This is a genomic window from Streptomyces sp. NPDC087787 (genome assembly GCF_044743035.1).
In the GTDB taxonomy this organism is placed as follows: Bacteria; Actinomycetota; Actinomycetes; order Streptomycetales; family Streptomycetaceae; genus Streptomyces.
Genome location: NZ_JBIUVQ010000015.1, coordinates 114,129 through 128,144 on the forward strand (window position 1 = coordinate 114,129; position 14,016 = coordinate 128,144).

Below are 14,016 nucleotides of genomic sequence, written 5' to 3' on the forward strand. Positions count from 1 at the left end.
TGTGACCGTGACTGAGCCCCTCTCCGAGAACACCGCAGATGTGATCGTCGTGGGCGCGGGGCCGGCCGGGTCCACGACCGCGTATCACCTCGCCCGGGCCGGACTCGACGTACTCCTGCTGGAGAAGACCGAGTTCCCGCGGGAGAAGGTCTGCGGCGACGGCCTCACCCCACGCGCCGTCAAACAGCTCGTCGCGATGGGCATCGACATCTCCGAGGAGGCCGGCTGGCTGCGCAACAAGGGCCTGCGGATCATCGGCGGAGGCGTCCGCCTCCAGCTCGACTGGCCCGACCTCGCCTCCTTCCCCGACTACGGACTCGTGCGCAAGCGCGACGACTTCGACGAGCAGCTCGCCCGGCAGGCGCAGAAGGCGGGTGCCCGGCTGTTCGAGCGCTGCAACGTGTCCGCGCCCCTCGTGGACGACCGCACCGGCCGCATCACCGGGGTCAGGGCCAAACTGGGCGAGGAGAAGCGCGAGGTCACCTTCCACGCGCCGCTCGTCGTCGCCGCCGACGGCAACTCCACCCGGCTGTCCCTGGCGATGGGCCTGCACCGGCGTGAGGACCGCCCGATGGGCGTCGCGGTGCGCACCTACTTCACCAGCCCGCGCCACGACGACGACTACCTGGAGTCCTGGCTGGAGCTGTGGGACCGGCGCGGCCCCCAGGACCGGCTGCTGCCCGGCTACGGCTGGATCTTCGGCATGGGCGACGGCACCTCCAACGTCGGCCTTGGCGTGCTCAACACCTCCGAGTCCTTCAAGGAGCTGGACTGGCGCGAGGTGCTCAAGGCCTGGTGCGCGTCGATGCCCGAGGACTGGGGCTACACCCCGGACAACATGACCGGCCCGATCCGCGGCGCGGCCCTGCCCATGGCCTTCAACCGCCAGCCCCACTACACGCGGGGCCTGCTGCTGGTCGGCGACGCGGGCGGCCTGGTCAACCCCTTCAACGGCGAGGGCATCGCCTATGCGATGGAGTCCGGTCAGCTCGCCGCCGACGTCATCGTCCAGGCCCACTCCCGGGCCACCCCGGCGCAGCGCGAACTCGCCCTGCGGCGCTACCCGCGCGTCCTGAAGGACACCTACGGCGGCTACTACACGCTGGGCCGCGCCTTCGTGAAGCTCATCGGCAACCCGAAGGTCATGCAGATCGCCGCCCAGCGCGGGCTGACCCACCCGGTGCTGATGAAGTTCACCCTCAAGCTCCTGGCCAACCTCACCGACCCGACGGGCGGCGACGCGATGGACCGCATCATCAACGGCCTGAGCAAGGTGGCTCCGAAGGCCTGAGCGGACGAGGGACGACAGCGGGGCCGGCTCGGTCACGAGCCGGCCCCGGCCGTGTCACAGGGGACTGAAGCGGGCGAAACGGGAAAGCCGGAAGGGCCGCTGCCCCCGAGCGGCTGCGGCCCTTCAGTCCATACGGCTGCGCGTGGCGTCCTCAGAGCACCCGGACCGCGCCGGACGGCGGGTCGTAGGACAGCGGACGCTCGACGACGCCCGTGGACGGGTTCTGCGCACCGACGAACATACCGTTACCGACGTAGACACCCACGTGGTACGCGCTGCCCGCGCCGCCCCAGTAGAGGATGTCGCCCGGCTGGAGGTTGGACAGCGACACCTGGGTGCCGGCGGTCGACTGGTCCTGGGAGACCCGCGGCAGGCTGATGCCGACCTGCTTGAAGGCGGTCTGCACCAGGCCGGAGCAGTCGAAGGCGGACGGGCCGGTGGCGCCGGAGACGTAGGCCTTGCCGACCTGGGCCTTGACGAACGAGACCACCGCCGCGGCCGAACCGGTCGCCGTGGACACGCTCGCGGAGGTGGACCCGACGCTCGCCGTGGCGCTGAGGGTCGGCCGCTCGGTCGTGCGGGAGGCACGGTCGGCGGCGGCCTGGCGGGCGGTCTCGGCGGCCTTCTTGCGGGCGGCCTCGGCCTTCTTGCGGGCCTCCGCCTTCTTCTTGGCGTCGGCAAGGTCCGCCTTGGCCTGCTTCGCGGCGTTTGCGGCGGCCGCGTCGCGCTCGGCGCTCAGGCGGTAGTTGGCGGCCGCCTGTTCCGTCGCGTCCGCCGACTGGGCCACCTGGGCGGCCAGGTCGGAGGTCAGGGTGGGCAGTTCGAGGGTCTGGGTCACCGGCTCGGCGGCGTTCGCCGACGAGGCCGACGTGCCGGCCACTGCCAGGGTGCCGAGGACGCCGCCGGCAACACCGGCCCGCATCGCGACTCTCGACGCGCTACGGCGGGGCTTCCGGTGGCTGCGTATGTGAGCGGTGTGGGACATGGGAACAACCGGTACCAGGGGCTCCTTCATATCTTCAAGAAACGTGCGGTGCGCCACATTTGCTCAATGAGGCCGCCAAATCCCATGTCCGAGGTTCTTTATTGACGCCGTAACGGACATTGCGGGCGGACGTGATCATGCCTTTGATCATGGTCTTTCGCTGTTACGCCCGAATTGCCCTCGACCTACCATCCGAGTGGATCGTTGGCCAAGCCCCGCTCTCACGCCCCTCTCACGAACGTGACGGAGGTCACGGAGTGATCACCGTCCGGAGGGGTTCGCGCACGGGCTGACTCACCGGTCCCATTCGTCACTTGAGTCCCATTCGTGAAACCGCGCCCGAGTGGCCTCCCGATTCGCGCCGCCCGCTTGTGAACGGGTGAACGTGTCCACATCTCGCGTCGCCGTCCCCCTGATGTGTGAAAAGCAGGCCCATATCAAAGGCTTGACACAGTTCGCCACTTTGCGCCGGGCGCAGGGCGTCTGATAGTGCACACCCTCTCCGACCTGCAAATACGAGGTAAAATGTGACCAGTAGTGATCACACAGGTGCTTCGCGTGCGAAGATCACCGCTCATCCGACTTGATGATCGTTCGTCAGGTGGTGGAGATCACAAAGCTCATGCAATACCCCGTGTCGCAGATCACAGAGCGTCGGGCATAAGATGCGAGGCAGTTGGGCTTGTGACCTGCTTCACATGTTCTCGATCTTGGCTGGACGAGCCGGGAGACGGGGGCCGCGTGGGGCAGTCGCGGCCCACTGACCGCCAGCAGTCAGTGCCGACTGAGAGGAGCGAGGAGCGGTGAACGCGTATGCGCCCATCCTCGTACTGGGAGCCCTCGGGGCAGGCTTTGCGATCTTCTCCGTGGTCATGGCCACGCTGATCGGACCGAAGCGGTACAACCGCGCCAAACTCGAGGCCTACGAGTGCGGAATCGAGCCGACCCCCACGCCGGCCGGCGGCGGGCGCTTCCCCATCAAGTACTACCTGACGGCGATGCTCTTCATCGTCTTCGACATCGAGATCGTCTTCCTCTACCCATGGGCCGTCAGCTTCGACGCCCTGGGTGTATTCGGGCTCGTGGAGATGCTGCTCTTCGTGCTCACCGTCTTCGTGGCGTACGCGTACGTATGGCGGCGCGGCGGCCTGGAATGGGACTGAGGGGCCTTTAACGACATGGGACTCGAAGAAAAGCTGCCGAGCGGCTTCCTGCTGACCACCGTCGAGCAGGCCGCGGGCTGGGTGCGCAAGGCGTCCGTCTTCCCGGCCACCTTCGGCCTCGCCTGCTGCGCGATCGAGATGATGACCACCGGCGCCGGGCGCTACGACCTGGCGCGCTTCGGCATGGAGGTCTTCCGGGGTTCGCCCCGCCAGGCGGACCTGATGATCGTGGCCGGGCGGGTCAGCCAGAAGATGGCGCCGGTCCTCAGGCAGGTCTACGACCAGATGCCCAACCCCAAGTGGGTGATCTCGATGGGCGTGTGCGCCTCCTCGGGCGGCATGTTCAACAACTACGCGATCGTCCAGGGCGTCGACCACATCGTCCCGGTCGACATCTACCTGCCGGGCTGTCCGCCGCGGCCCGAGATGCTGCTGGACGCGATCCTCAAGCTGCACCAGAAGATCCAGTCCTCCAAGCTCGGCGTGAACGCCGAGGAGGCCGCCCGCGAGGCGGAGGAGGCCGCGCTCAAGGCCCTGCCCACGATCGAGATGAAGGGGCTGCTGCGATGAGCGACGGACACGGCAAGGACGTCAACGGGTCCGCGAACGGGGTGAACCCGGAGAAGGACCTGTCCGCCGGCAACCTTCCCGGTCGGCGGGGCCAGGGCGGCGAGGAGATCCGCGTCCAGCGCGGCATGTTCGGCGCCAACAACGGCGGCGACACCTCCGGCTACGGCGGGCTGGTCCGCTCGGTCCGGCTCCCGGGTCCGGCGAGCCGCCCCTACGGCGGCCCCGGCGGAGCCTTCGACGAGATCGCCGACGAACTCGAGGGCGCGCTGGAGGAACAGGGACTCCTCCCGGAGAACGCGATCGAGAAGACGGTCGTCGACCGCGGCGAACTGACCTTCCACATCGAGCGCGAGCACCTGGTGCGCGTCGCCCGCACCCTGCGCGACGACCCCGCCCTGCGCTTCGAGCTGTGCACCGGCGTCAGCGGCGTCCACTACCCGCAGGACAAGGGCCGCGAGCTGCACGCCGTGTACCACCTGCGCTCGATCACCCACAACCGGCTGGTCCGGCTGGAGGTCAGCGCCCCCGACGCCGACCCGCACATCCCGTCGCTGGTCCCCGTCTACCCGACCAACGACTGGCACGAGCGCGAGACCTACGACTTCTTCGGAATCGTCTTCGACGGCCACCCGGCCCTGACGCGGATCATGATGCCGGACGACTGGCAGGGCCATCCGCAGCGCAAGGACTACCCCCTCGGCGGCATCGCCGTCGAGTACAAGGGCGCCCAGATCCCGGCTCCGGACCAGCGGAGGTCGTACTCATGAGCACGCACACCCCGTCGTCGTCCTCCGCGCGCGAGACGACCGAGGGCACCGTCTACACGGTCACCGGTGGCGACTGGGACGAGGTCGCCCGGTCCGCGGCCCGCGCCGACGACGAGCGCATCGTCGTCAACATGGGTCCCCAGCACCCCTCGACCCACGGCGTGCTCCGGCTGATCCTGGAGATCGACGGCGAGACGGTCACCGAGGCCCGCTGCGGCATCGGCTATCTGCACACCGGCATCGAGAAGAACATCGAGTTCCGCACGTGGACGCAGGGCACCACCTTCGTCACGCGCATGGACTACCTGACGTCCTTCTTCAACGAGACCGCCTACTGCCTCGCCGTCGAGAAACTCCTCGGCATCGAGGACCAGATCACCGAACGCGCCAAGATCATCCGGGTGCTCCTGATGGAGCTGAACCGGCTCTCCTCCCACCTGGTGTGCATCGCCACCGGCGGCATGGAGCTCGGCGCCACCACGATCATGATCTACGGATTCCGTGATCGTGAAATGATTCTCGACCTCTACGAGCTCATCACCGGCCTGCGGATGAACCACGCGTACATCCGGCCCGGCGGACTCGCCCAGGACCTGCCGCCCGGCGCGGTGGACCAGATCCGCGAGTTCGTGAAGAAGATGACGAAGAACCTCCCGGAGTACGACAAGCTCGCCACCGGGAACCCCATCTTCAAGGCCCGTATGCAGGACGTCGGCTACCTCGACCTGGCCGGCTGCATGGCCCTCGGCGCCACCGGCCCGATCCTGCGCTCCACCGGCCTGCCGCACGACCTGCGCAAGGCCCAGCCCTACTGCGGCTACGAGACGTACGACTTCGACGTCCCGACCGCCGACAGCTGCGACTCCTACGGCCGCTTCCTGATCCGCCTGGAGGAGATGCGCCAGTCGCTCAGGATCGTCGAGCAGTGCCTGGACCGGCTGGAGCCGGGCCCGGTCATGGTCGCCGACAAGAAGATCGCCTGGCCCGCCCAGCTCGCCCTGGGACCGGACGGACTCGGCAACTCCCTGGACCACATCAAGAAGATCATGGGCACCTCCATGGAGGCCCTGATCCACCACTTCAAGCTGGTCACCGAGGGGTTCCGCGTCCCGCCGGGACAGGCGTACGCGGCGGTCGAGTCGCCCAAGGGCGAACTCGGGGTGCACGTCGTCTCCGACGGAGGCACCCGCCCCTACCGGGTCCACTTCCGGGACCCGTCCTTCACCAACCTTCAGGCGATGGCGGCGATGTGCGAGGGCGGCCAGGTCGCCGACGTCATCGTCGCCGTCGCGTCCATCGACCCCGTGATGGGAGGCGTCGACCGGTGACCACCAGTTCTTCGGAGCAGGGCGTCAGCCTGGGCATGCCCGAACTGCCCGCGCCCGACTACCCGGACGACGTCCGCACCCGGCTCGAGCGGGACGCGCGCGAGATCATCGCCCGCTACCCGGACTCCCGGTCCGCCCTCCTGCCGCTGCTGCACCTGGTGCAGTCGGAGGAGGGGCACGTCACGCGTACCGGCATGCGGTTCTGCGCGGACGTGCTCGGCCTGACCACGGCCGAGGTCACCGCGGTCGCCACCTTCTACACCATGTACCGGCGCAAGCCGTCCGGCGACTACCAGGTGGGCGTCTGCACCAACACCCTGTGCGCCGTGATGGGCGGCGACGCCATCTTCGAGGCCCTCCAGGAGCACCTCGGCGTCGGCAACGGCGAGACCACCGACGACGGCAAGGTCACCCTGGAGCACATCGAGTGCAACGCGGCCTGCGACTACGCGCCGGTCGTGATGGTCAACTGGGAGTTCTTCGACAACCAGACCCCGGCGAGCATCAAGCGCCTGGTCGACGACCTGCGCGCGGGACGGCCGGTGACACCCACGCGCGGCGCACCCCTGTGCACGTTCAAGGAGACCGCCCGGATCCTGGCCGGCTTCCCCGACGAGCGCGAAGGGGCGACGGAGTCCGGCGGCAGCGCGGGACCCGCCTCGCTGGTGGGCCTCCGCCTGGCCAAGGGAGAGGCCGCACCCGCGCGCGTGGTCCACCCGCGCGACGGCGGACCGCAGGACGCCGGCCCGCACGACGCCGTGCACCAGCCGTCGCCGACCGAGCACCTGAGCTCGCACGACGCGCCGCAGGACACATCGGCATCCGATCCGCCCGACCCGTCGCCCACCACCACCCGTGATGGAGGGGCTGCGCCCCGCACCTCTGATGCGGCGGGACCTGTCGGAGACGTCGGAGAGGAGGGGGAGGGATGACCTTGGCACCGGAGATCGACGAGAGCAGCCCGGAGAAGCTGCTCGTACCCGTGCTGTCCGCCTTCTGGGACGAGGACAGGTCCTGGACGATGGACATGTACCGAAGGCACGACGGGTACGAAGGACTGCGCAAGGCGCTCGCCATGTCGCCGGACGACGTGATCGCGTACGTCAAGGACTCGGGTCTGCGCGGCCGCGGCGGCGCCGGATTCCCGACCGGAATGAAGTGGCAGTTCATTCCCCAGGGCGATGGCAAACCGCACTATCTTGTTGTCAACGCCGACGAATCGGAGCCCGGGACCTGCAAGGACATCCCGCTCCTCTTCGCGAACCCGCACAGCCTCATCGAGGGCATCGTCATCGCGTGCTACGCCATCAGGTCGTCGCATGCCTTCATCTATCTGCGGGGCGAAGTCGTCCCCGTACTGCGGCGGTTGCACTCGGCCGTGCGCGAGGCCTACGCGGCCGGCTACCTCGGCGAGAACATCCTGGGCAGCGGCCTCGACCTCGACCTCACCGTGCACGCCGGCGCCGGCGCGTACATCTGCGGTGAGGAGACCGCACTGCTGGACTCGCTCGAAGGCCGCCGCGGCCAACCGCGGCTGCGTCCTCCCTTCCCTGCCGTCGCGGGCCTCTACGCGTGCCCCACTGTGGTGAACAACGTCGAGTCCATCGCGTCGGTTCCCGCGATCCTGAACAACGGCAAGGACTGGTTCAGGTCCATGGGCAGCGAGAAGTCCCCGGGCTTCACGCTCTACTCCCTCAGCGGCCATGTCGCGAGCCCCGGCCAGTACGAGGCCCCGCTCGGCATCACACTGCGTCAGCTGCTCGACATGAGCGGCGGAATGCGCCCCGGGCACCGGCTGAAGTTCTGGACGCCGGGCGGCTCCTCGACGCCGATGTTCACCGACGAGCACCTCGACGTCCCGCTCGACTACGAGGGAGTGGGCGCCGCGGGCTCGATGCTCGGCACCAAGGCCCTCCAGTGCTTCGACGAGACCACCTGCGTGGTGCGGGCCGTGACCCGGTGGACCGAGTTCTACGCCCACGAGTCCTGCGGCAAGTGCACACCGTGCCGCGAAGGAACGTACTGGCTGGTGCAGTTGCTGCGGGACATCGAGGCCGGCAAGGGCGCGATGTCCGACCTCGACAAGCTGAACGACATCGCCGACAACATCAACGGCAAGTCCTTCTGCGCGCTCGGTGACGGCGCCGCCTCCCCGATCTTCTCCTCCCTGAAGTTCTTCCGCGAGGAGTACGAGCAGCACATCACGGGCCGGGGCTGCCCCTTCGACCCGGCCAAGTCCACGGCCTGGGCCGATCGCACGGAGGTGAACCCATGACCGTGACCACCAACGCTCCCGCGGGCGGGGGAGAGGCGGCGGTCCCGCCGGAAGATCTCGTGACGCTGACGATCGACGGCGCCGAGATCAGCGTGCCCAAGGGCACCCTGGTCATCCGGGCCGCCGAACAGCTCGGCATCGAGATCCCCCGGTTCTGCGACCACCCCCTGCTCGACCCGGTCGGCGCCTGCCGGCAGTGCATCGTCGAGGTCGAGGGCCAGCGCAAGCCGATGGCCTCCTGCACGATCACCTGCACGGACGGCATGGTCGTCAGGACCCAGCTCACCTCGCCGGTCGCCGAGAAGGCGCAGCACGGCGTGATGGAGCTGCTGCTCATCAACCACCCGCTGGACTGCCCGGTCTGCGACAAGGGCGGCGAGTGCCCGCTGCAGAACCAGGCCATGTCGCACGGCAACGCCGAGTCCCGCTTCGAGGGGAAGAAGCGGACCTACGAGAAGCCCCTGCCGATCTCCACGCAGGTGCTGCTGGACCGGGAGCGGTGCGTGCTGTGCGCCCGCTGCACCCGGTTCTCCAACCAGGTCGCCGGCGACCCGATGATCGAGCTGATCGAACGGGGCGCGCTCCAGCAGGTCGGCACCGGTGAGGGCGACCCCTTCGAGTCGTACTTCTCCGGCAACACCATCCAGATCTGCCCGGTCGGGGCGCTCACCTCGGCGGCGTACCGCTTCCGCTCCCGCCCCTTCGACCTGGTCTCCTCGCCGTCGGTGTGCGAGCACTGCTCGGGCGGCTGCGCCACTCGCACCGACCACCGGCGCGGCAAGGTCATGCGGCGGCTCGCCGCCAACGACCCCGAGGTCAACGAGGAGTGGATGTGCGACAAGGGGCGCTTCGCGTTCCGGTACGCACAGCAGAAGGACCGGCTCACCACGCCCCTGGTGCGCAACCCCGAGGGCGAGCTGGTGCCGGCGTCCTGGACGGATGCGCTGGAGATCGCCGCCCAGGGCCTGCTCGCCTCGCGCGGGCGGACCGGTGTCCTCACCGGCGGCCGGCTCACCGTCGAGGACGCCTACGCCTACAGCAAGTTCGCGCGCGTGGCGCTGGACACCAACGACATCGACTTCCGCGCGCGTGTGCACAGCGGTGAGGAGGCCGACTTCCTCGCCGCCCGGATCGCCGGACGCGGCCGCGACCTCGACGGCACCGGTGTCACGTACACCGCGCTGGAGAAGGCGCCCGCCGTGCTGCTCGTCGGGTTTGAGTCCGAGGAGGAGTCGCCCGGCGTCTTCCTCCGGCTGCGCAAGGCCTGGCGCAAGCACGGGCAGAAGGTGTTCGCGCTGGCCACGCACGCCACGCGGGGCCTGGAGAAGGCGGGCGGCACCCTGCTGCCCGCCGCTCCCGGCACCGAGCACGAGTGGCTGGACGCGCTGGCGGGCGGCGTCGGACTGCAGGACGACGGCACCCGGGCCGCCGAGGCACTGCGGGCCGAGGGCTCGGTCATCGTCGTGGGCGAGCGGCTCGCGGCGGTAGCCGGCGGACTGACGGCCGCCGTACGGGCCTCCGCCGCGACCGGCGCACGACTGGTGTGGATTCCGCGCCGGGCCGGCGAGCGCGGCGCGGTCGAGGCCGGCGCTCTGCCGTCGCTGCTGCCGGGCGGACGCCCGGCCACCGACCCGCGCGCGCGGGAGGAGGTCGCCGCGCTGTGGGGCGTCGCCGAACTCCCGCACCGTTACGGCCGTGACACCGGGCAGATCGTCGAGGCCGCGGCCTCGGGCCGGCTGCAGGCCCTGCTCGTCGCCGGAGTGGAGGTCGCCGACCTGCCCGATCCGGCACGCGCGCGTGCGGCCCTTTCCGAGGCGGGTTTCGTGGTGTCGCTCGAACTGCGGCCCAGCGAGGTCACCGAACACGCGGACGTGGTCCTGCCCGTCGCCGCCGTCGTCGAGAAGGCCGGCACCTTCCTCAACTGGGAGGGCAGGGTCCGCCTCTTCGAGGCCGCGCTCAAGCCGGAGCAGATGACCCGCACCCTGTCGCCCTCCGACGCGCGGGTGCTGCAGATGCTGGCCGACGCCATGGACGTCCACCTGGGTCTGCCGGACCTGCGGACCGTGCGCGCGGAGCTCGACCGGCTGGGTGCCTGGACCGGACCGCGCGCCGCGGACCCGGCGCACAGCGCGGGCACGGCGCCGCGCCCGGCCGCCGGGGAGGCCCTGCTCGCGGGGCACCGGCTGCTGCTCGACCAGGGTGTCCTCCAGGAGGGCGACGACGCGCTCGCCGGTACCCGGCACGCCGCACGCGCACGCCTGTCGGCCGCCACGGCCGCCGAGGCGGGCGTCGCGGACTCCGCCGTGCTGGCCGTGACCGGTCCCGCCGGAACGGTCGAACTCCCGCTGGAGATCACCGAGATGCCCGACCGGGTGGTGTGGCTCCCGCTGAACTCCGTCGGCGGGGGCGTCGCCTCCGACACGGGGGCGCTGCCCGGCTCCCTCGTCCGCATCGGCCCGGCGACGTCCTCGACCGAGGCCCCCAAGGAGGTGGAGGCATGAGCCCGTACCTCGCCGCCGAGAACCTGTCGATGTTCGGCACCGATCCCTGGTGGCTGGTCGTCGTCAAGGCGGTGTTCTGCTTCGCCTTCCTGATGGTGACGGTGCTGTTCTCCATCGTCTGGGAGCGCAAGGTCGTCGCCTGGATGCAGTTGCGCATCGGCCCCAACCGGCACGGGCCCTGGGGCATGCTCCAGTCGCTCGCCGACGGCATCAAGCTGATGCTCAAGGAAGACGTCGTCGTCAAGCGCGCGGACAAGGTGGTCTACGTCCTCGCGCCGATCGTCGCGGCCATCCCGGCCTTCATGGCGATCGCCGTGATCCCCTTCGGACCGGCGAACAACGAGGTCTCGATCTTCGGTCACCGCACCGCGATGCAGTTGACCGACCTGCCGATCGCGATGCTCTACATCCTCGCGGTCGCCTCCGTCGGCATCTACGGCATCGTGCTGGCGGGCTGGAGCTCCGGATCGACCTACCCGCTCCTGGGCGGCCTGCGGTCCTGCGCGCAGATGATCTCCTACGAGATCGCCATGGGCGCCGCGTTCGCCTCGGTCTTCCTGTACTCGGGCTCCATGTCCACGTCGACGATCGTCGAGCAGCAGCACGACCGCTGGTACATCCTGCTGCTGCCGGTCTCCTTCCTCCTCTACATCGTCACGATGGTCGGGGAGACCAACCGCGCGCCGTTCGACATGCCGGAGTCCGAGGGCGACCTGGTCGGCGGCTTCAACACCGAGTACTCGTCGATCAAGTTCGCGATGTTCATGCTCGCCGAGTACGTGAACATGGTGACGGTCTCCGCGGTCTCGACCACGCTCTTCCTCGGCGGGTGGCGGGCCCCCTGGCCGATCAGCACCTTCTGGGAGGGCGCCAACCACGGCTGGTGGCCGCTGCTCTGGTTCGTGATCAAGGTCCAGTTGCTGCTGTTCTTCTTCATCTGGCTGCGCGGCACGCTCCCGCGGGTCCGCTACGACCAGCTGATGAAGCTCGGCTGGAAGGTCCTCATCCCGGTCTCCGTGGTCTGGCTGATGCTCGTCGCGACCGTCCGGGTCCTGCGCAACGAGAACTACGGCTTCGCCGACATCGCCCTCTACGTCGCCGGTGCCGTGCTGACGGTGCTGGTCCTGTCGTTCGTCGTCGACATGTTCCGCGAGCGCACGAAGACCGCGGAGAAGCCCGAGGCCGGGCCGGCCGCCTTCGACGCGATGGCCGGCGGATTCCCCGTACCGCCGCTGCCGGGGCAGGAGCTGCCGCCGGTGCCGCGGCGCCGCTCGCGAAGGGGGTCCCCCCGCGCGAGCGAATTCGAGCGTGGGGGAGAGCGGGAGTTGATTGTCAGTGGCGGGTCGGACACTGCCAGTGACGGACCTCTGGATGGAAAGGAGGCGTCCGATGGCTGAGGAGCCCAAGGAGACCAAACCCGGTTTCCTGAACCCCGTGGCCGGCTTCGGTGTGACCTTCAAGGCCATGTTCAAGAAGCGGCTGACCGAGCAGTACCCGGAGCAGCAGAAGACCACGGCTCCGCGCTTCCACGGACGGCACCAGCTCAACCGCCATCCGGACGGCCTGGAGAAGTGCGTCGGCTGCGAGCTGTGCGCCTGGGCCTGCCCCGCCGACGCCATCTACGTGGAGGGCGCCGACAACACCGACGAGGAGCGCTACTCGCCGGGCGAGCGGTACGGGCGCGTGTACCAGATCAACTACGCCCGCTGCATCCTGTGCGGCCTGTGCATCGAGGCGTGCCCCACGCGCGCGCTGACGATGACCAACGAGTTCGAACTGGCCGACTCCAGCCGCGCCAACCTCATCTACACCAAGGAGCAGCTGCTCGCCGGCCTCGAAGAGGGCATGGTCGACACACCGCACGCCATCTACCCGGGCACGGACGAGCAGGACTACTACCGGGGCCTGGTGACGGAGGCCGCGCCGGGCACGGTGCGTCAGGTCGCCGTCTCCAAGGGCGAGAAGCCAGAAGAACAGGGGGCTGACGCATGAGCGCGCAGCTCGCCGCATACTCCACCTCCACCGGAGAGGCCTTCCAGTTCTGGGTGCTCGGCACCGTCGCGGTGATCGGCGCCCTGTGCACCGTCTTCATGAAGAGGGCCGTGCACAGCGCGCTGTGCCTGGCCGCCACCATGATCGTCCTGGCGGTGTTCTACCTCACCAACGGCGCCTACTTCCTGGGCATCGTGCAGATCGTCGTCTACACCGGCGCGATCATGATGCTGTTCCTGTTCGTGGTGATGCTCGTCGGCGTGACCGCCGCGGACTCCCTGAAGGAGACCATCAAGGGCCAGCGCTGGCTGGCCCTGTTGTGTGGGCTCGGCTTCGGCATCCTGCTGATCGCGGGCATCTCCAACGCCTCCCTGAAGGAGTTCAACGGCACCGGCCACGCCAACGCGGGCGGCAACGTGGAGGGCCTGGCCTCCCTCCTCTTCACCCGCTACGTCTTCGCCTTCGAACTCACCGGCGCGCTGCTGATCACGGCCACGGTCGGCGCCATGGTGCTCACCCACCGGGAGCGCACCGAGCGGGCCAGGACCCAGCGCGAGCTGGCCGAGCAGCGCGTGCGCGAGGGGCGGCACGTACCGCCGCTGCCGGCGCCCGGCGTGTACGCCCGGCACAACGCCGTGGACATCGCCGGGCTGCTGCCCGACGGCACCCCGTCCGAGCTCACCGTCAGCAAGACGCTGCGCGAGCGCGGGCAGATCCGCGACGTGTCGGCCGAGGCGCTCAACGACCTCAAGGCCCTGGAGCAGCGCGCCGCGGAACGCCTGGAGCGCACCGCGATCGAGCCGACGGCCTTCAAGCGGCCCGAGGAGGCGTCGAAGTGAACCCTGTGAACTACCTCTACCTCGCCGCCCTGCTGTTCACGATCGGCGCCACCGGTGTGCTGATCCGGCGCAACGCCATCGTGGTCTTCATGTGCATCGAGTTGATGCTGAACGCCTGCAACCTCGCGCTCGTCACCTTCTCCCGGATGCACGGCAACCTCGACGGCCAGATCATCGCGTTCTTCACGATGGTCGTCGCCGCAGCGGAGGTCGTGGTGGGGCTCGCGATCATCGTGTCGGTGTTCCGTTCCCGCCACTCGGCCTCGGTCGACGACGCCAGCCTGATGAAGCTGTAAGGGGTCGGA

General features: G+C 69.3%; 13 protein-coding genes. 12 read left to right on the forward strand and 1 reads right to left on the reverse strand.

Annotated elements, in window-relative coordinates; translation table 11 throughout:
• Position 1 precedes the first annotated feature (1 nt).
• Positions 2 to 1,291, forward strand: a complete 1,290-nt coding sequence (locus ACIOWN_RS23705; protein WP_362355644.1) for a geranylgeranyl reductase family protein — start codon at positions 2 to 4, stop codon at positions 1,289 to 1,291.
• Between the two features lie 151 nt (positions 1,292 to 1,442).
• On the opposite strand, the gene ACIOWN_RS23710 is transcribed toward ACIOWN_RS23705, so the two are convergent.
• Complete coding sequence (locus ACIOWN_RS23710) at positions 1,443 to 2,276, reverse strand: C40 family peptidase (protein ID WP_362355646.1); 834 nt, start codon at positions 2,274 to 2,276, stop codon at positions 1,443 to 1,445.
• A gap of 803 nt (positions 2,277 to 3,079) precedes the next feature.
• Between ACIOWN_RS23710 and ACIOWN_RS23715 the strand changes: the two genes are divergently transcribed.
• The 11 genes from ACIOWN_RS23715 to nuoK are packed head-to-tail and all read left to right on the forward strand — an operon-like array spanning position 3,080 to position 14,007.
• A complete protein-coding gene (locus ACIOWN_RS23715; protein WP_100569667.1) occupies positions 3,080 to 3,439 on the forward strand; it encodes an NADH-quinone oxidoreductase subunit A in 360 nt (119 codons plus the stop codon).
• 15 nt (positions 3,440 to 3,454) lie between these two features.
• Complete coding sequence (locus ACIOWN_RS23720; RefSeq protein ID WP_030610600.1) at positions 3,455 to 4,009, forward strand: NADH-quinone oxidoreductase subunit B family protein; 555 nt, start codon at positions 3,455 to 3,457, stop codon at positions 4,007 to 4,009.
• A complete protein-coding gene (locus ACIOWN_RS23725; protein ID WP_362355648.1) occupies positions 4,006 to 4,776 on the forward strand; it encodes an NADH-quinone oxidoreductase subunit C in 771 nt (256 codons plus the stop codon). The genes ACIOWN_RS23720 and ACIOWN_RS23725 overlap by 4 nt, the downstream gene beginning before the upstream one ends.
• Entirely contained in the window at positions 4,773 to 6,104 is a 1,332-nt protein-coding gene (locus tag ACIOWN_RS23730) for an NADH-quinone oxidoreductase subunit D (RefSeq protein WP_362355650.1), read from the forward strand. Before ACIOWN_RS23725 ends, ACIOWN_RS23730 begins: the two co-directional genes overlap by 4 nt.
• Positions 6,101 to 7,036 (forward strand): NADH-quinone oxidoreductase subunit NuoE, encoded by a 936-nt coding sequence (gene nuoE, locus ACIOWN_RS23735; protein ID WP_358737437.1) that lies wholly within the window; start codon positions 6,101 to 6,103, stop codon positions 7,034 to 7,036. Before ACIOWN_RS23730 ends, nuoE begins: the two co-directional genes overlap by 4 nt.
• A complete protein-coding gene (nuoF, locus tag ACIOWN_RS23740; RefSeq protein WP_401983295.1) occupies positions 7,033 to 8,379 on the forward strand; it encodes an NADH-quinone oxidoreductase subunit NuoF in 1,347 nt (448 codons plus the stop codon). Before nuoE ends, nuoF begins: the two co-directional genes overlap by 4 nt.
• Positions 8,376 to 10,880, forward strand: a complete 2,505-nt coding sequence (locus ACIOWN_RS23745; protein ID WP_401983296.1) for an NADH-quinone oxidoreductase subunit G — start codon at positions 8,376 to 8,378, stop codon at positions 10,878 to 10,880. The genes nuoF and ACIOWN_RS23745 overlap by 4 nt, the downstream gene beginning before the upstream one ends.
• A complete protein-coding gene (gene nuoH / locus ACIOWN_RS23750) occupies positions 10,877 to 12,277 on the forward strand; it encodes an NADH-quinone oxidoreductase subunit NuoH (RefSeq protein WP_362355656.1) in 1,401 nt (466 codons plus the stop codon). The genes ACIOWN_RS23745 and nuoH overlap by 4 nt, the downstream gene beginning before the upstream one ends.
• Entirely contained in the window at positions 12,270 to 12,872 is a 603-nt protein-coding gene (gene nuoI / locus ACIOWN_RS23755) for an NADH-quinone oxidoreductase subunit NuoI (RefSeq protein ID WP_100569674.1), read from the forward strand. Before nuoH ends, nuoI begins: the two co-directional genes overlap by 8 nt.
• On the forward strand, positions 12,869 to 13,711 hold the full coding sequence (locus tag ACIOWN_RS23760; protein ID WP_362355658.1) for an NADH-quinone oxidoreductase subunit J: 843 nt from the start codon (positions 12,869 to 12,871) through the stop codon (positions 13,709 to 13,711). Before nuoI ends, ACIOWN_RS23760 begins: the two co-directional genes overlap by 4 nt.
• Complete coding sequence (gene nuoK, locus ACIOWN_RS23765) at positions 13,708 to 14,007, forward strand: NADH-quinone oxidoreductase subunit NuoK (protein WP_100569676.1); 300 nt, start codon at positions 13,708 to 13,710, stop codon at positions 14,005 to 14,007. Before ACIOWN_RS23760 ends, nuoK begins: the two co-directional genes overlap by 4 nt.
• Positions 14,008 to 14,016: the final 9 nt, after the last annotated feature.

Excerpts from the sequence above, each read along its gene's own strand:
- ACIOWN_RS23710 (WP_362355646.1), bottom strand. The coding sequence starts at position 2,276 with ATGTCCCACACCGCTCACATACGCAGCCACCGGAAGCCCCGCCGTAGC.
- ACIOWN_RS23720 (WP_030610600.1), top strand. The coding sequence starts at position 3,455 with ATGGGACTCGAAGAAAAGCTGCCGAGCGGCTTCCTGCTGACCACCGTC.
- ACIOWN_RS23725 (WP_362355648.1), top strand. The coding sequence starts at position 4,006 with ATGAGCGACGGACACGGCAAGGACGTCAACGGGTCCGCGAACGGGGTG.
- ACIOWN_RS23730 (WP_362355650.1), top strand. The coding sequence starts at position 4,773 with ATGAGCACGCACACCCCGTCGTCGTCCTCCGCGCGCGAGACGACCGAG.
- nuoF (WP_401983295.1), top strand. The coding sequence starts at position 7,033 with ATGACCTTGGCACCGGAGATCGACGAGAGCAGCCCGGAGAAGCTGCTC.
- ACIOWN_RS23745 (WP_401983296.1), top strand. The coding sequence starts at position 8,376 with ATGACCGTGACCACCAACGCTCCCGCGGGCGGGGGAGAGGCGGCGGTC.
- nuoH (WP_362355656.1), top strand. The coding sequence starts at position 10,877 with ATGAGCCCGTACCTCGCCGCCGAGAACCTGTCGATGTTCGGCACCGAT.
- nuoI (WP_100569674.1), top strand. The coding sequence starts at position 12,270 with ATGGCTGAGGAGCCCAAGGAGACCAAACCCGGTTTCCTGAACCCCGTG.
- ACIOWN_RS23760 (WP_362355658.1), top strand. The coding sequence starts at position 12,869 with ATGAGCGCGCAGCTCGCCGCATACTCCACCTCCACCGGAGAGGCCTTC.